This is a genomic window from Paenibacillus sp. MY03 (genome assembly GCF_002165585.1).
Classification (GTDB): Bacteria; Bacillota; Bacilli; order Paenibacillales; family Paenibacillaceae; genus Pristimantibacillus; species Pristimantibacillus agaridevorans.
Map to the genome: position 1 here is coordinate 23,110 of NZ_MXQD01000004.1, position 17,787 is coordinate 40,896.

Below are 17,787 nucleotides of genomic sequence, written 5' to 3' on the forward strand. Positions count from 1 at the left end.
GGGAGATGCTGGAGATTCCATTGTTCATTCCGGGAGAGTCTTACGGCAAGGTCGTTTGCGAACGGGGGTGGAAGTGGAATCGCGGCGATGTTCCGTTTCATGATTACGATCTGTGGTATGTATGGCGGGGAGAAGGGCGGCTTGTCCTTAACGGCGAGGAGCATCCGCTGTCGCACAACCAGTGTTATCTGTTTCGGCCGGGCGACCGCGTGGACGCCTGGCATAATCCCGACCTGCCGCTAGTCGTCACCTATATTCATTTCACTGCAAAAGGGAGCTCCGAAATGCTGGCCGCTCTCCCGTCCCGCTATGATATTTCTTTCCCGTACGTTTTCGAAGCCTATCTGGACAGATTCGTGCAAGTTATGACCTTAAGGGAGTACCGCCATAAAGAAGAAGCCTGCATGCTGCTTCGCCTCCTTCTTATGGGATTGGAACGGGAGAGCTTGTCCAGCAAAGAGGCTTCTAGAAGACGGAGACCGCATCTCGAAGCCATGACGAAGATCGCCGCAACGATTCGGGAAAATCCGGCTCAGGCCGGCACGATCGCGGAACTGGCGAAGCAGGCGTATTTGTCGCCGCGCTACTTTTCCATGAAGTTTAGGGAAACGATGGGCCAGACGATCGAGAGCTATATCATCGAGAAAAGGATAGAACGCGCGGAGCTGCTGCTAAACCAGCACGGCATGATGGTAGGAGAGGTAGCGGAAGCGCTTGGCTATCAGAACATCTATTATTTTAGCAAGCAATTCAAGAAAGTTAGAGGCTACAGCCCTTCGAAGGCGGGAAGGCGGGGCGCTTTGCACGCAAATGACTAACATGAACGGGTAACGCTCATTCTGAGCCTGAACATCATCAAAAGCGGCATCGGAATGAAAGCCCGATACCGCTTGCTCGCTCAAATTCGATAACGGCTTGTTCGTGAACGGATCTGTCGGCAAATAGCCCGGAGTACCGGATTCCCAAGCAGCTAGCTGTTACCTGCCAATTGTCCAGACAGCTTGCGGAAAACGTTATAGCTGCGCTCCGCGCATTCCGAAATGGCAATGGGATGAAAGCCAGGCAGGTCCGCATACAACGTATCGTTTAGAGGAGCCGTCCATGAGGAAGGAAGCGCATCTGCTCCCAATGCCGCGCCCATAATGGATCCTACCGTCGCCCCGTTGCAATCGGTGTCCCAGCCGCCCAGTACGGAAGTTGTGACCGCCTTCTCAAAGTCCCCGCCGCCAAAGATCAGGGAAGCCGCGACCAGCGCCGCATTATTATTCGTATGAACCGGATGATAATGCTTGAACGATTCCCAGATTCGATCAACCAGCGAGATTTGATCCCTGGCCGCGGATGCGATCTCCACTGCCTTTTGGATATCCGCAGCAAGCCTGGACGTCGCCGGAATTTCGCTAAGGCCGATCTCGACGATCCGGCGCGGGTCCTTCTCGGCGAACGCGGCGGCAATCATCGCCGCTACGAACATTTCTCCGTAAATCCCGTTCTTGATATGCGAGAAGGAGGCATCGCGCCATGCCAGTTCGGCAGCCAGCTCGGGCTGTGCGGCTGCCCCGTACGCAAAGCCGTCTGCGCGAATTTGGGCGCCGATCCACTCGCGATATGGATTCAAATGCGTGCGAACCCATTCCAGTTTTTCTTTCCAGTTCTCCGGTCTGTCAGGCTTCATATGAGAGGTCATTTGAGAAAAATTCAAATACGCTTGCGTCTCGGCCGTACAAACCTGAGCATAAGTGAGGCGATTATGCCATAGCTTGCCGATATCCCATGAATCCCAATCCAGTCCTTTCTCTTCGAGCATGATTAATCCAAGCACCGTATAACGAATATCGTCGTCGGTTTCCATAAATGCGATCCGCTCGCGCGTGCTCTTCAAACCGTAATGAGCAAGACCCAACTCCTTCGCTCCCGGCGATTCGATCGGCGTGTAACCTTGAATCGGCCAGGCGTTGGCGCCTTCAAACCAGAGCTGAACGTTTCTCCAGCCGGGATTGCCATTTGCTCCAGCCATGTAAGGCCCGTGCTCAAGCGGCTTGCCAAGGGCGCAACCGACGCTCCGTCCCAGCCACGCTCCATAAAATTTGTTGCGCCATTGCTGCTCCGACCATCCAGCCTTCAGACGGCGCGGTCCTTCCGGACGCAGCTTGCGAATGCTCTCCAGCTCTGACGGCTCCTCATAAGGGAAGTCCGTTCTCGCTTGCAGCTTGGACAGTTCCTCATACAGACTCATAAGCTTCCCTTCATCTTCGCCCGCTTCCTCCACTCTTTGAGCGAAGCCCTGCGTGTCGCACCCCTCTTCCGTTTTTTGGACAACCTCTTCTCTTACGAGCGCTTTCAATGGATCCCAACCAGCCATAAGTTTTCAATCCCTTCCGCTTATTTAGGACTGATTATATAAGAAGACTAGTCTCAGCGCTTCCCAGATCAAGGCAGCTCATTCTCAAAAATTGCAATTCCAGAATATTTATTCCGATAGGCCATAGGAGAGATGCCTTCCGCTCCGGCAAATAAACGATAGAAGGAAGAAACGCTCTGGAATCCGCTTGCAAAACAAACCTCGGTCACCGGCATATCCGTCCGTACCAAAAGACGGCGCGCCTCTGCGAGCCGGAGTAATAACAAATAATCTTTGAAGCCTCGTCCGAGTACTTCCTGAAACATTCTCGACACTCTGGAGGAGCTCAGATGGAGCATACGGGCAAGCTGTTCAAGATCCAGCGGCTCATTGAAGTGCTCCTGCATATAAGCGGATATGATGCGGAAGTTCGAGAAGGAATCGGTTATTTCCCTCCATTCGGATGGCGGAATATCGGTGCTGCAGCTACGCAGCAGATGGGAAACGATTTGCAGCAGCAAGCCTTTGGCCATCATTTGATATCCCTCCAGCTTTCGGTCCAGCTCCAGCCATATGGATTGCATCAATGGCCAAATCGCTGTTGCCAATGCCGAGTCCGAAGGAATCAGGTTCTGAAACCGTTCCGAAGGAATGGAGAAGGGAAGCAGCAATCGTTCGTCCTCCTCCAGCAACAGACCAGGATCGAAATTCAGGAACAAATAGGAGCTTGGGTTATGCTCCGCCGAGCAGGCGATATGCCTTTCCGTATGATTGACAATAAATATATCTCCTGGAGCGACAACGTATTTTTTGGAGCCGAAATAAAACTCGCCCTCGCCCGACACGCAGCAGCCGATCTCCAGGCTCGCATGATAGTGCAGCGGTTCTCTATACGAACGCGGCGTCCAATAAAAGGCGTTGATCGCGATATCATGTTCGTATTCAATGTTCAGACGCATGCTTTTGACCATGCTTCTCACCTCTGACTTCATCGTAGAGGGACACTGTAGCGCTGTCAACATGCCAAAAGATCAAAACGAATCAGCCCCCGCCTACGCATGTTTCGCCTTAACCTCAGCATAATTCAACTTCACTGTCGCATTTAAAGGAAGACGGTCTTCCTTTTCCATCGTCCAAAGCAGCAGCTTGCGCTCGAGCTCCGAACGAATGCTCGCGAAGGCCGGGTCCTCGAAGCGATTGTGCAGCTCGTCGCGGTCGTTAACCAGGTCATAAAGCTCGCCTTCGCCGCTGGCGTAGATGTTCAGCTTCCACTCCAGCGTGCGAATGCTTTTGCCCTTCCCCACCCATGCCTCGCGATAGGCGCACCAGACGAAATAACGATCGTCGAACGGATGCTCCGGGCGCACGGTAATATCGGAGACGCGGATCGGCTCCCCTTCTTCGCCGCTCTCGATGACGACAAATTCCCGTGGCGTATAATCCTCTCCCCTCAGATAAGGAGCCAGGCTCTTGCCCTGAACCCCCGGCGGAATCGGAATGCCCGCCATGTCCAGGAAGGTCGGCATAATATCGACCAGCTCGACCGGATGTTTTGTTCGTCGCGGTCCCTGATATCCCGGAGCCGCGACAATAAACGGCACATGGGTAAAGGAATCGTAGAACATGTTGTGCTTCTGAATGAGCCCGTGAGCCCCCATCGAGTCGCCATGGTCGGACGTAAAAACGACGACGGTATTGTCCGTCAAGCCGAGCTCCTCCATCTTCGCGAACACGCCGGCGAGCGTATCGTCGATAAATCGGATCATGCCGTAATGGATCGCCCGTACCTTGCGAATCAGCTTATCGTCCGCCGTATCCATCGCATCCATCAGATAGGCCACCTGCTGTCGCTCCGGTTTTCCTTCCAACATGTCCTTTGGCGGAAGCGGCACCTTGGCGGGATCAATCATGCTGGCGTAAGGCTCCGGCGCTTGATAAGGCGTATGCGGATCCGGAAAGGAAAGCCAGGCGAAAAACGGCTTCTCGGGATCACGTTCATTTTCGAGATAATCCATCATCGTTTCCCCAAGCAGGTAGGTGCCGCATTTCTCCGGACGGGCAGGATTGGTTCCATGGCCCAAAGGGCTTACCCAGCAAGTATGGGACCACTCATGCGCCGCCATGGTTTCGGGATCGTCTCTGTAGCCGTCAACCAGATGCCCGTGATCGGCCAGCCGGACGTAATCGAATACTTGTCTCAGCACGCTGGCTTTCTCGCGATCCGCGACTTCGGCGGGATAGTAGGTCTTGGTATTCTCCATGAAAGCATGATTTTTCCCGATAATCGCCGTCTGATAGCCATGCTCCTTGAGCACTTGCGGCAGCGTTGTCTCCGCAGGATTAATCATCATGTGGTTCGCATGAACTCCGATGGAGGAGGCATACCTGCCCGTAAACATCGATGATCTTGACGGGGAACAGGCGGGATAATTGCAGAAGGCGAAGTCAAATACAACGCCGCGTTCGGCCAGGCTTTCGAGTACTGGCGTCTCTAATGCCGGGTTGCCGTATAAACTGAGCGTTTCCGCCGATTGCTGGTCCGTCTGAATAAGCAATAAATTAGGTCGTTTATCCATCTTGTTTCCTCCTTCTGGCAACCGCATATCAACCTTTGATCGAACCGATCATCACGCCTTTAACGAAATAACGTTGAATGAACGGATACAGCAGCAGGACGGGCACGCTCGAAATGATGATGACGGAATACTTGATGCTCTCGGCCAGCATGACGCGCTCCGTCATGCCGACATCGCCGCCGCCCATGTCGTCCTGATTCAGAATGAGGATTTCCCGCAGAATCAGCTGGAGCGGGAATAATTCCCTATCCTTGAGATAAATCAGCGCGTTGAAATACGCGTTCCAATGACCTACGCCATAGAACAGCACCATAACGGCCAATATCGGCTTGGACAACGGCAAGATGATGCTCCATAACATCCGGAAGAAATTACAGCCGTCCATCCATGCCGACTCCTGCAGCTCGTTCGGAATGCTGTTTTGGAAAAAGCTCCGCATCACGATGAGATTATAGGTCGCGATGGCGCCGGGAATCAGCATCGCCCAGATCGTATTATTCATGCCAAGGTTTTTGACCAAAAGGTAGGTCGGAATCAGCCCCCCGCTGAAAAACATCGTGAACGTAACAAAAAACATAAGAAATTGTTGACCCGGCAAATCCCTGCGGGATAGCGGATAAGCCGCCAGCACGGTCAAAACCAGATTGATGAAGGTGCCAGCTATCGCATAAAATACGGTGTTCGCGTAACCGCTCCATATTTTCTCATTCTCGAATACCAGCTTGTAAGGCTCCAGCGTAAAGCCTTGCGGCAGCAACCAGACCCTGCCTTCCACGACATCAATCGGATTGCTGAACGAGGCGCTGACCACGAACAGCAGCGGATAACCCACGAGGATTAGGAGCAAGGCAGTGATGACATACAGAACGGCATCAAAAATTTTGTCATCTCTGGACCGCAGCTTGTTTTCATTGGATGATTGCATGCTCTTTGCTCCTCTCTACCATAGACTCGAATCGGTCTTTTTCTTTGCAAACCAGTTCACCAACACGAGGAGGGTAAAGTCGATGACGGCATTAAACAAGCCCGCCGCCGCCGTATAGCTGAACTGGCCGCCCATAATTCCGTTTTTGTACACGAATGTCGGCAAAATATCGCTTTTGCTGGCATTAATCGGATTCTGCATCAGCAGCGCCTTCTCGAAGCCGACATCCATCAGCTGACCGATCTGCAGGATGAACAAAATAATAATGGTCGGCAGTATGCCCGGTATCGATACGTGTTTGATGCGCTGGAGCCTGGTGGCTCCGTCGATTTTGGCCGCCTCGTACAAGGTAGGGTCGATGCCGCTGAGCGCTGCAAGATAGATGATCGAGCCCCAGCCCATATGCTGCCAGATCCCCGAAGACACGAAAATGGTTTGGAACCACTCCGCTTTTTGCATAAAATTAACGGGATCCATGCCCAGCATCATCAAAATTTGATTGATCTTCCCCGTTTCCGGATCAAGAAAGATGTTCAGCATCCCCACCAGTACGATGATCGATAGAAAGTGAGGGATATAGGACACATTCTGCAGCAGCTTTTGCAGCCAGCGGAGCCGGATTTCATTAAGCAAAAGTGCCAGCAGTATAGGAATCGGAAAGCCGACAAGCAGCTGGAACAAGCTTAAGGAGATCGTATTCCATAGCAGCTCCCAGAAGTACACCGAAGAAAAGAAACGTTCAAAATGGGCCAAGCCCGCCCATGGACTGCCCAAAATTCCCTTCGTTGCGGAGAAGTCCTTAAAGGCAATGGTGATCCCGTACATCGGAACATATTTGAACAGAATATACCAAATGATCGGAATAAATAACATCAAGTAGAGCTCATATCGAACGAGTATCCGTTTCCGCAGTACATGCTTCGGCTTCCACTCGCTATTTGTAGATGTAGTCGATTTCGCAGCCTCGGCTTGCATCATTTCACACTCCTATCGCAGGTCTGGAAAAGCCAGGGGCGGCGTTGCATAGCCGCCGCCCGCAGCAAATCTTCCTTATTTCTTCGCGTCATAGGCTTCTTGATACGCCTTCTGCAGCACGTCAATCTTCATCTTCTCGAGGGTAGCTGCGTATTCCCCCCATTTATCGAAGCTGAGCTCGCCGATGATGAACTTCGCGACCGATTCTCTTACATATTTATCAATGTCCGCTTTGATCGGGATGATCTGGTCCGAAGTCGCCTTGTCGAAGATCGGAGCGCCAAGGACGGTTTCCGGCAAATAATCTTCAATAAATTGGTTAGCCTCCAACACCTTGTCGTTCTCCACAATGTTGCCGTAGGTGTCTGTGACCACATGCGGGAAGCTGCCTCCCGGCACCAGATTTACCTGGCCAAGCGCCGCCATAAAGCCGCGGGAGTCATTTTTGATGGATTCATGGATGACCGGTTTGCCGTCCTTCATCGTATACGTCTCGCCTTCCACGCCGTATTGGAAAAATTTCGAGCCCTCTTCGCTAAAGAAATAATCGACCCAGCGAATGGCGGCCTCCGGATTTTTATTTACTTTGGAGATGGCGAACGTTCCGATCGGCGCTGCAATTGGTCCGGTAGCCGAATGGGTCTGATCCCCGTGAGGACCTACGATCGGCGTCATGCCCGTAAATTGATTCTCCACCTGCAAGAAAGGATCGGAAGCCTGAATAAAGAACATGCCGATCAGAGTTTGGGACAGATTGCTTCTCCAATTCGGTATATCGCCCGCGTAAAAGTCCTGCCACAGCAGCTTCTCGCTATACAACTGATTCAGAAATTGCAACAGCTCCTTGAAGCGTTCGTCTTTCAGCCAAATGTTGACCTGATCATCCTTGATATTGATTTGATAACCCATTTGCTGCTCCAGGCCGAAGGACCCCGAGAAGGTGGAATAGACCATCCCGATATCCCGTAAGCCGAGCGGAATCTCGTCCTGCTTGCCGTTGCCGTTGGGATCGTTGTCGCGGAACGCGCGCAGCACCGTAAACAGCTCGTCCACATTCGCAGGCGCTTTCAGATCCAGCTTGGCGAGCCATTCCTTGTTGATCCAGATCTTCTCCGATCGTCCGGAGCTCTGCAGACGCACGGTGGGCAGCGAATAGATATGACCGTCCGCAGCCGTCACCGACTTTTTGACCTCGGGATATTGCTCGAAGATGCTCTTTAGATTCGGCGCATGCTCATCGATCAATCCCTCCAGCGGGATGAGCATTTGCTCCTGCTGGCCGTAGCGGGCAATGTCCGTATTGGTCAGGTTGGCCCTCAGGAAAATATCCGGCAGCTCATTCGCGGCAAACAACAGATTCCGCTTCTCGTCGCAGCCTTGCGCATTCGCCGGGAGCTCATCGAATTGCAGCTTGACATTGGTCATTTTCTCATATTCCTTAAAGATGAGGACGTCCCCCCACTCCGCATGGTTCGGATCCTTGCAGCCGAAAACCTTCAGGGTTACAGGCTCATTGACGATCGGGAAGCCTGCTTCCGTAAGGTTGCTCGCCGCATCCGTATTCCCTGGGCTAGTGACCGGCTCCTCCTTCGAATTGCTGCAGGCAGAAGTCAGCGTCGTCGCCGTTAAGGCGGCCGCGAGCATCATCATCATTCGCTTTCTTGTTTTTACCAACATTTACGGTCCATCCCCTTTTCTTATTGTTAGGCTCCTTAGCGCTGCATGCAAAGGCTTACATTCAGGAACTTGCACTGATTATAAATCGGATGGGAATCTGAAAACGTTTCACTTTTTTGTACTTTCATATTAAATTTATGCAGCAGCCGCTTGTTGGAGCGTCTAGGAGCGTCCCTTGATTCGTTGCATATAGGCAAGCGGCGTTTCTCCCGTCGCGTCCTTGAACACGCGGATGAAATAGCTGTTGCTGCTGAATCCCAGCTTGGCATGAAGCTCCTTGAGCGGCGTATCCCCTTCCAGCAGCAGCTGCTTGCTCCGCTCGATGCGATGCTCCGTCAGCAGCTCCGTGAACGTACGTCCGGTCTCTTCCTTGACGAGCCTGCTTAAGTACGAAGGGGTGATGCCCAGCCGCTCCGAGGTCTCGTCCAGCGTGAGTCCTTCCCGGTATCGACCCGCAATCATCTGCAGCGCTTGCCTCACGTGGCGCGAATGGCCGGAGGTCAGGTTCAATCTTTGAAGTTCCTGGGCAAGCGTTGTATAGATGCCGCATACAGTTGCCTGCGCCTGGTCGCTCGACAATCCCGGGCGCTGGAAGATCGATAGCTCCTGTACCATCCACTCCGCCGGAATGTCTGCTTTCCGTGCTATTTTGGCGGCAATCTGCACCAGCTCCGCAGACACTCGTTCCAGAAGCGACGCCTTCCCTTGCCCCTTCTTATCAGAACCCATGATCTCCCCAATAATCGCCACCGCTTCTTCTCCATCAGCTGCCTCCATCGCGGCGAGCAGCCGCTTCTCTTGCCCGATAGTCACGTAAGGCTCATTCGCGGAAAGTCCGGCATGGACTGGCTGGCGAGTCTGTCCTTCTACTTCCTGGACCAACTTTCGATAAGCCTCCTGGCTTTTGCCAAGGGAAGGAACGATCGGGCTGATCAGTAGCGTGGCCGCCAAATTCATGTACAGCTTTAGAGAAGCCTCCAAGCGGGAGCCTTTCGCGGCAATCCACTGGGCTACCGCAAGTTCGCTGCGCTCCGTGCCGCAAGTAATCAGCATCGCCCACCTTCCGCGATCCAGAGCCACGGTACAGCTCCAAGGGTATCCGCCTCCTGCCTGATCGCACAGATCCGTTACCGACCGAAGATAAGGAATTAATTCCTCTTCTCGCAGCCGCGCTGCGAGCACATCGTAGTGAGCGAGCTGTACGAGCATAAGAACAAAGCGGGGTTTGTCTCTGCTTGAGCCGCTCTCCGAGAAATATTGCTCCAGGGGCTGCATGTCTACTTCCATGCCCAGAAGATGGTCATGAAGGACGGATCTGGAGAGCGCAATATCCGCAAGCTCCTTTACACGCAATTGGGCTGCCCGCTCCTCAAGCTGCTTGCGGACACTTCGGATCACAACGCTAAGCGTGTCAGCGGAAAGCCGGTGCTTCAACAAATAATCGACCGCGCCATAACTAAGGGATCCACGAACATATTCGAAGGAATCATAGCTGCTCAGCACGATAACCTTAAGGCGGGGATTAGCCCCAAGCAATTGACGGGTCAGCTCCAGACCGTTCATCCCGGGCATGCTCATATCGACGATTACCGCATCCGGCTGCTGCGATTTGACCAGCTCCAGCGCTTGCCGTCCGTCCCCTGCTTCTCCGCAAAGCACGAACCCCTCCTTCTCCCATTCCAGCAGGGAACGAAGGTGACTGCGTACCAGCGGTTCATCATCAACGAAAGCGATTTTCCAGTTCATGGGTCACCACGCCTTTCTCTTTGCATTGCGGGAGCCGCAGCTCTACCGTAGTCAATATCCCCGGCACGCTGACAATAGATAATCCGTATTGTTCGCCGAAAGCCAGCCTGATGCGGTCTTTTACATTGCTAATGCCGATACCGGTTCCTTCCCGTGCATGCCGCTCTGATTCGTGCTTAAGGAGGGCCTCAAGCTGCTCCTCCGATATCCCCGCTCCGTTATCCGTTACGTCGATAGTCATATCTGAGCCCTCTCTGCAATAGCTTTTGATGGTAATTCTTCCTGCCCTCTCCGATGAAGCGCCGAACCCATGCAGAAGCGCGTTCTCCACGATCGGCTGGAGCACGAATTTCGGAATCAGGCAATCCAGCGTAGCCTCCTCCGCATCGATGCTTACGGTTATCCGGTCCATAAATCGGTATCTTTGAATGCTCAAATATCGCTTAAGCAGCTCCAGCTCCTCCCGAATCGGAATCAAATCCCGCTTCTGATCAACCGCGAATCGCATAAGCTCCACAAGTGCCGCCGATATTTCGCCGATATTGGGCACCTGTTGAATTTTGGACAAATAGTTGATGGTATTCAGCGTATTATAGAGAAAATGGGGATTGATTTGGGATTGCAGCGCCCGATATTCGGCTTCCCGCTTTTGTCTGCCCCTCTCCTCCGTCTCCTCCATCAGCTCCTGCACATTCGTCATCATGGTGGTGAACATTTCGCTTAGCTGTCCAACTTCGTCTTGGGTGTCAATGCGCGGGCGTGCCTTCAGCTGTCCTTCTCCGACCCGCTTCATCGTGTTATGCAGCCGTTTCAGATTTTTTGTAATCTGCTTTGAGAGCACGATAGAGATGACATGTACGGCCAACAGCACCAGTACGGTAATCAAAATCAATTGTTTCCGAATTTGCTCCACTTCCCGCAGCAGCTCGCTTGTTGGGACCATGCCTATGGTTGTCCAGCCGGTGAGATCGGATGCAATCTGTACGGTTAAGTACGTCTCGCCGTTTACTTCCTTTAGCCTGCCTGCTGCTTCCGAGCCTGTCCCCTTGTTCATGTCCCCCATTACCGCGGATAGATCGGAGATCACGTTCTCATTCGAGCCGCTGTGATAGATAATCTGGCCGCGACCGTCCACCACGCCGATGACGCTCCCTTTTAACGGCTGGATTTCGAAGACCCGCTTCATGAAATCGGGATGAAATTCGATTACGCCAAGCCCGATGCTTTTTCCGCCCGTTAATAACGGCCTAACAAGAAGCATGGAGTTCTCCGTGGAAGCGTCGAATAACACATGCCTTCGATTTTCCCGCAGCTCGCCCTTCTCGATCAGACCTTGCAGCTTCGTCTGGTTGATTCGCGAAAAGCCGTTCTGGAACAGCTTTCCGTTAAAGCCCATAACGGATATTCTCTGAATATAGGATTTATAGGCCGCCATGGATGCGATATAATCTTCGACCTGTTTCTTCTCCTGGAACCATTCGTACGAGGGAGCGGCCGTGTCGCTTAGCAGGCTTTGCGCAACCATATCCCGCGTGACGATTACCTTGGCCACCTGATCCGCTTCCTCCATCGTCGAACGGAGCTTTTCATCCGCTCTGCGGATGCTGTCGGATATAAAGATCGTCGCGTTTTCCTCAATGACGCTTGATGCATTTTGATACGTAATGTAGGAAATCGGAATAATTGCCAGACAAATCATGATGCTGAAAGCTATAAACATTTTTCCTTGAATGGTGCGCAATGTCATCTTCCCCTCGTCTATCGTAATGACCATGAAAAGCCACCTGCCGAATTCTCATTCGGCAAGGTGGCTCTTTGAAAACGCTGCCAGGTTATCGCTCAGCGAATGTGCTACAATCAAATAGTAGCACAGGTTATTGTTGAGCTGTCGATTAACCATTAGGCATTTTCGATTATGTTGTTACAGATTCAGGAGGGAGCTTGCAAGGATGGCCGTTCTAAGCAGAATCAGATTTGTGGAGGACCTCTTTGTACGGATGGCATGGGTGATCGAGAATGTGGTGGATGCCGAGACGGAGTTCCCTCGGGCGAGTTACCCAAAAACGATTATATGGTTAGTCCTGGACGGGACGAGAACGATCGAAGTAAACGGTAACCTTCGCGAAGTACGGGCAGGAGATATTGTCGTCATTCCGCCACAAACGCCTAGAATTGTTTTGGCAAGCGACGCATCTGCCAGTCCGTTTCACTACTATACAGTCGGCTGCGATATCAAGATCGGTTCTTTAAACTTCGTGGAGCTGTATAACCTCCCCTTAATAGCTCGAATCGAGGATACATCCGCCTTTCAAGAGCTCACTCGATTGACCGCCAAGCTTCTGGAGCAATCCTTGGATGTGATCAAATCACTGCATGCACTGGATCAGCCCCAGTTGATCATTAGCAAGGTCAATACCGACGAAACGGTTGCGCTGCTCGCCGTTAACGCCTCTTTCAACGTCTGGGTGGCGCGCTTCTTCGACATGATGAGAGGTTATATGCCCGACAAAGCCCAGGAGATTGACCCCCGCATCAGCAGGCTGTGCAACTATATGCAGATGAATCTGGAAAAAAAGCTTGCGCTGCCCGATTTGGCCGCATATTTATTTATAAGCGAAAGCCATCTTCGTCTTTTGTTTCGCAAAACAATGGGTATCTCGCCTTCGGAGTATTTGCGGCAGCTCCGCCTTCAGCGTGCGAAGGACCTGCTCGTCAATACAACCTACTCGCTTAGTGAAATTGCGGAGCTTTCCGGCTTTCAGACGCTGAATCGCTTCAGCCGGATGTTCAAGTCGAACGAATCCATCCCGGCCACCGAATACCGCAAACGTTATTATGGCATCGCTCAGGGGTAGGGAGATTGGCAAGCTCAAATATGCGATCTGGAAAAGAATCTAGATAAATAATATACTAGCTATAACTGTTTTTTGTTGAGGTGAATCTAATGGATGAAATCAATGAATCAAAGGAAATTGTATTACAAATCGGTGTTGCCTTGAAAAAGTACAGAAAAGAAAAAAACATGAGCTTGGACGACTTATCGGAACTAACGGGCGTAAGCAAACTTACTCTGGGGAATATCGAACGTGGCGAGACAAATCCAACTTTGGCGATTATATGGAAAATTTCAAAAGGTATATCTTTACCGCTATTGGCTTTGTTCAAATCAGAAGACTCTGCTAGTTTGTATCGAGCAGGCGAAGGACTGCGGTTTTCTAATGATCAAAAAAATTGGAGCATTGAACCAATCTTTAAAAGTAACGATATTGAAATGTGTCGGGCTTACTTACAGCCAAATAGCTCGTATCAGCCTGAAGGTCATCATGTCAATACAACTGAAATTGCGACAGTCATGACTGGTTCCATTGAAATTCAAGTCAATGGAGAGATTTTCACATTGAATCAATATGATACTATCAGTTTTCGTGCGGATTGTCCTCATTCTTATACCAATCATACGGATAGCGAAACAGTGCTCCATATATCCTTAAAGTACGATTTCTAAAGTCGAAAATGCCACTTATTAAATACAACTCTGAATTCCATGACGGGAATTTCAGAGTTGTATTTTTGTTTTCAGATGAACAAAAGTATATTATAAATTACTTATTGATAAATAAAATATATTATAATATACTTTATTTATTCGCGCGGGTGTATCGTTTTTTTAAAAATCAGCAGGAAGCAAATAATACGCAAGAATTCAGGAAGGAGAAATTAAGAATGCCGAACAAACTAAATAATAAAGCCGTACCATCCTCTACAGGGCTGATCATTCTCGGCATTATTGTTATCGCAGCTAATTTACGTACTCCCTTAACATCCGTCAGTCCTTTAGTGAGTCTGATAAGGGATGACCTTCATATTTCAAATACATCAGCAGGCCTGATCACAACGGTACCCTTGCTTGCATTTGCTTTATTATCGCCTCTAGTACCAAAATTAGGACAAAGGTATGGGATTGAACGCATCATAATGATCGCCTTACTCTTTCTGACTGTAGGTATTGTAATACGTTCTTTATCTGGCGCAGCTAATCTGTTTATCGGGACAGCAATTCTTGGATTCGCAATTGCCGTATGTAATGTATTATTGCCAAGTATAATCAAAAGGGATTTCCCAAATAAAATTGGCTCCATGACAGGTATTTACTCCATTTCAATGAATTTAAGTGGAGCAATTGCAACGGGAATCAGTGTGCCTCTAGCCGTAAACGCAGGTCTAAAATGGCAAGGATCATTGGGAATATGGGGGATTCTAAGCTTTGTATCCATCCTCTGTTGGTTACCCCAATTAAGAAATCAAACCAAGCAAACAACCACGTCGAGTCAACAAATGGCCAACAACGATGTGAATGTTTGGAAATCCCTTATTGCCTGGCAAGTAACCTTGTTTATGGGTATACAGTCCATGGTTTTCTACGTTTTGATCGCATGGTTGCCTGAAATTTTAAAGCAGCAAGGAATTGATCCAAACCAATCAGGATGGTATCTCTCGATCATGCAGTTAGTTATGCTTCCATTTGCCTTTATTGTCCCCGTTATTGCTGGGCGCATGTCTAGCCAACGGTTTTTAGTGGTCATTACAACCTTTTTGCTATTGACGGGAACGATTGGACTTCTTTACGGAAGCCCCAATATGATTCTGTTGTGGATCATCATGCTCGGAATTGGTGGAGGCTTCGCCTTTAGTTTGGCCATGATGTTTTTCGGGTTACGTACTGAAAATGCGCATCAAGCAGCGAAACTGTCTGGCATGGCTCAATCGATCGGATATCTTTTTGCCGCAGTCGGTCCTGCTCTTATAGGATATCTGCATGATGCGACAAATAGTTGGAACCTGCCACTATTCATTCTGCTTGGCGCTTCGGTCTTGCTCTTTTTAGTCGGTATAGGAGCAGCAAGAAACCGTTTTGTATGTAGCCGAAATAGTTATGAGCTGCCGATGAAAGCATGAAGGCTATTATCGTCTATGGACGCTAATCAGAATTACTTTTCGGGGCTATCGGCGTTTTTAACGCCTAAGTTGCTCGTTCGCCTACATTTTGGCTTCATAGACGTTATTATCGCCTATGGAACCGTCAATCTATTTTTCGCATGACAACCGCAGGCTCATGATCCACAGTCTGGTATGTCGCATTATTTCCTAAACGATTAAAAAAGCACTGCGTTTCTCCAAGTCGAGATCGCAGTGCTTTTTCAATAAAAGCAAGATAATAAATCCGGTAATATATTCTCCTAAACTATCGCCAGCTCCGCGCTCAAAGTATGCTGCAAATTGCCGCCTACCTTAACCTCCACCTTGCATGGCTTGACCGCAAAGGCCATCGAGCTGTCCCAGATGCCCAGCTCGTCAGCTCCCAGCTCCAGCGTGACCTCTCGTTCTTCGCCCGGCTCAAGAGCAACCTTGACGAAACCCTTCAGCTCGGCGATACGTCTGGTCACCATGGACTCCCGGGCTTTAATGTACAACTGCACCGTTTCCGAGCCGGCGACATCGCCCGTATTTTTCACCTTGACGGCAACCTTGACGCGCTCTCCGTTTGCGAGATCGCCTGCGGCAACCGTCGCGGCAGACAAGCCCAGCTCCCTGTACTCGAAGCTCGTATAGCTGAGCCCATGCCCGAACGCATACAAAGGCGCCGGCGTCATATCGACGTAAACACGCGGCCTTCCTGGATCCTTCTGGTTGTAATACACCGGCAGCTGCGCCGTCGAACGCGGCAGGGATACCGGGAGCTTGCCGCTCGGATTAACTTGTCCGAACAGGATTTCTCCGATTGCCTGCCCGCCTTCCTTGCCCGGATACCATGCGCACAAGACGGCGTCCGCCAGCTCGTCCACCTCGCCGATGGCATGGGGACGACCTTGAATCAATACAACGACAACTGGAGTACCTGTTGCCGCCACTGCCTCCGCCAGCTGAATTTGAGCTGCACCCAGACGCAAATCCGCCAAATCTACCCCTTCGCCGCAATCCATCTCGGCGGGTCGCTCGCCCGCAATGACCGCTTCGCCGTTGCCGTCGAACAGATCGCCGAATTGTCTCGTACTGCTGCCGCCCAGAACAAGCACGGCGACATCCGCGGCCTTGGCGGTCTCAACCGCTTCGGCGATTCCTCCTGTCGATGCGTCGCGGATTCCGCAGCCGTGCGCATACACGACTTCGACGCCTTCCGTTGCCGCCATCCGAATCCCTTGCAGCACGGTCGAGCCGGTCTTCGGACGCTGGACGCTCGTATAGTCCCCCAGCTGATTATAGATTCGATCGGCATTGGGCCCGATCACCGCGATACGCTTAACATTTGCATCAAACGGCAGTCTCATGTTGTCATTTTTAAGCAAAATAACGGACTCGCGCGCAATAGCCAAATTGATACGGCGTATGTCCTCGCTGCCCACGACGGATGCCGCCTTGGTTTCGTCCGTATAAGGACGGTCGAACAAGCCCAGTTCGAACTTCAAGCGAAGGACGCGGGCAACCGCCCTGTCGATATACGACTCGTCGACGAGTCCAGACAAAACGGCCGCCTCCAGCGTCGTAAACGATTTGTCCCACAGACTTAAGTCGACTCCCGCGGATAAAGCAAGAGCAGCAGCTGCTTCATGTCCGCCCGTGAGCGCCAGCAACCGGTCAATCGCCTGGCCGTCGGCCATCACGATCCCTTCGAAGCCCCATTCCTCACGCAAAATTCCCGTCAGCAGCTTGCTGTTGGCATGGCATGGAATGCCGTCGATTTCATTATAAGCGGCCATAAATCCGGCCGCCCCCGCCTTCGCTCCGGCCATCGCGGCCGGCAGATGAATCTCCCGCAGCTCCCGCTCGCCGATGCTGGCCGGTCCGGCGTTTTTGCCGCCAATCCCGGCTCCCTGCGCGCTGAGATGTTTTAATATGACGGCGACTCTATCCGCCTCCGCGAGCTGAGACCAATCCCCTTGCATGCCCCGTACAACGGCTTTCGTAAACGCCGACGCCAGATAGGGATCCTCGCCGTAACATTCCTCCGAACGTCCCCACCTTGGATCCTGCAAAATATCCAACACGGATACCAAAGCAAGATGCGCGCCTCGGCCTCGGATTTCCGCCGCGGTCAAGCGATAAGCACGTTCCATTAACGCCGGATTCCAAGTCGATCCCACATTAAGATTAACCGGCAGCATCGTCCCGTCCAGCGCCTGATGGCCATGCGGACTCTCTTCGCTAAACATAACGGGAATGCCAAGCCGGGTATGCTCCAGCATATATCGTTGAATTTGATTCGCCACGACGGCGCTGTCACCGGCCGCAATGCCGTTCGAATAATCGACGCCCGACCATGGATCGCTGCGGAACAATCCGTACAGTGCGCCCATCCCGCAGAATGCGGTTGTCTCTTGCATAAACGCATCCGTTAGCGCATAGGCTCCGCCTTCCTGCTTCTCGTATGCATTCCAGCCGTACATCCGTTGATTTAATTGCCCGACTTTTTCCCTGAGCGTCATTTTTGACATCAAATCGTCTACGCGCTCTTTGATCGGCAAGCCGGACTGCTTGTATTTTTCCATAGA

Annotated in this window: 13 protein-coding genes; 4 read left to right on the forward strand and 9 right to left on the reverse strand. The window is 51.4% G+C overall.

The genetic code is table 11. The annotated features are described in order from the left end of the window. The first annotated feature begins 5 nt into the window (after nt 1-5). Nucleotides 6-818: a helix-turn-helix domain-containing protein gene (locus B1748_RS02800; protein WP_087566355.1), complete on the forward strand. Its 813-nt coding sequence runs from the start codon at nt 6-8 to the stop codon at nt 816-818. A gap of 152 nt (nt 819-970) precedes the next feature. Here B1748_RS02800 and B1748_RS02805 read toward each other — a convergent pair whose 3' ends face one another. The 8 genes from B1748_RS02805 to B1748_RS02840 form a co-directional block, all read right to left on the reverse strand. Beyond that, nucleotides 971-2,362 (reverse strand): ADP-ribosylglycohydrolase family protein, encoded by a 1,392-nt coding sequence (locus B1748_RS02805; RefSeq protein ID WP_087566356.1) that lies wholly within the window; start codon nt 2,360-2,362, stop codon nt 971-973. A 68-nt stretch (nt 2,363-2,430) separates the two neighbouring features. After that, nucleotides 2,431-3,312, reverse strand: coding sequence for an AraC family transcriptional regulator (locus tag B1748_RS02810; protein WP_179215342.1), 882 nt, complete (start codon nt 3,310-3,312; stop codon nt 2,431-2,433). Between the two features lie 81 nt (nt 3,313-3,393). After that, a complete protein-coding gene (locus B1748_RS02815; RefSeq protein ID WP_179215343.1) occupies nt 3,394-4,917 on the reverse strand; it encodes a sulfatase family protein in 1,524 nt (507 codons plus the stop codon). Between the two features lie 28 nt (nt 4,918-4,945). Next, nucleotides 4,946-5,842 (reverse strand): carbohydrate ABC transporter permease, encoded by an 897-nt coding sequence (locus tag B1748_RS02820; RefSeq protein WP_087566359.1) that lies wholly within the window; start codon nt 5,840-5,842, stop codon nt 4,946-4,948. 15 nt (nt 5,843-5,857) lie between these two features. After that, the gene (locus B1748_RS02825) at nt 5,858-6,820 is read right to left on the reverse strand and encodes an ABC transporter permease (protein WP_087566360.1); all 963 of its coding nucleotides are present in this window, start codon (nt 6,818-6,820) and stop codon (nt 5,858-5,860) included. A 72-nt stretch (nt 6,821-6,892) separates the two neighbouring features. Continuing rightward, nucleotides 6,893-8,494, reverse strand: a complete 1,602-nt coding sequence (locus B1748_RS02830) for an extracellular solute-binding protein (protein ID WP_087566361.1) — start codon at nt 8,492-8,494, stop codon at nt 6,893-6,895. A 162-nt stretch (nt 8,495-8,656) separates the two neighbouring features. Further along, the gene (locus B1748_RS02835) at nt 8,657-10,240 is read right to left on the reverse strand and encodes a response regulator transcription factor (protein WP_087566362.1); all 1,584 of its coding nucleotides are present in this window, start codon (nt 10,238-10,240) and stop codon (nt 8,657-8,659) included. Further along, a complete protein-coding gene (locus B1748_RS02840; RefSeq protein WP_087566363.1) occupies nt 10,215-12,014 on the reverse strand; it encodes a cache domain-containing sensor histidine kinase in 1,800 nt (599 codons plus the stop codon). Before B1748_RS02840 ends, B1748_RS02835 begins: the two co-directional genes overlap by 26 nt. 175 nt (nt 12,015-12,189) lie before the next feature. Between B1748_RS02840 and B1748_RS02845 the strand changes: the two genes are divergently transcribed. The 3 genes from B1748_RS02845 (at nt 12,190) to B1748_RS02855 (ending at nt 15,196) form a co-directional block, all read left to right on the forward strand. Then, a complete protein-coding gene (locus B1748_RS02845; RefSeq protein WP_087566364.1) occupies nt 12,190-13,095 on the forward strand; it encodes a helix-turn-helix domain-containing protein in 906 nt (301 codons plus the stop codon). An 89-nt stretch (nt 13,096-13,184) separates the two neighbouring features. Further along, nucleotides 13,185-13,745: a helix-turn-helix domain-containing protein gene (locus B1748_RS02850; RefSeq protein WP_087566365.1), complete on the forward strand. Its 561-nt coding sequence runs from the start codon at nt 13,185-13,187 to the stop codon at nt 13,743-13,745. 218 nt (nt 13,746-13,963) lie between these two features. Beyond that, on the forward strand, nt 13,964-15,196 hold the full coding sequence (locus B1748_RS02855) for a CynX/NimT family MFS transporter (protein ID WP_087566366.1): 1,233 nt from the start codon (nt 13,964-13,966) through the stop codon (nt 15,194-15,196). Nucleotides 15,197-15,477: 281 nt separating this feature from the next. Here the strand turns inward: B1748_RS02855 and B1748_RS02860 are convergent, their stop codons facing one another. After that, the gene (locus B1748_RS02860) at nt 15,478-17,784 is read right to left on the reverse strand and encodes a glycoside hydrolase family 3 C-terminal domain-containing protein (protein WP_087566367.1); all 2,307 of its coding nucleotides are present in this window, start codon (nt 17,782-17,784) and stop codon (nt 15,478-15,480) included. Between the last annotated feature and the right edge of the window lie 3 nt (nt 17,785-17,787).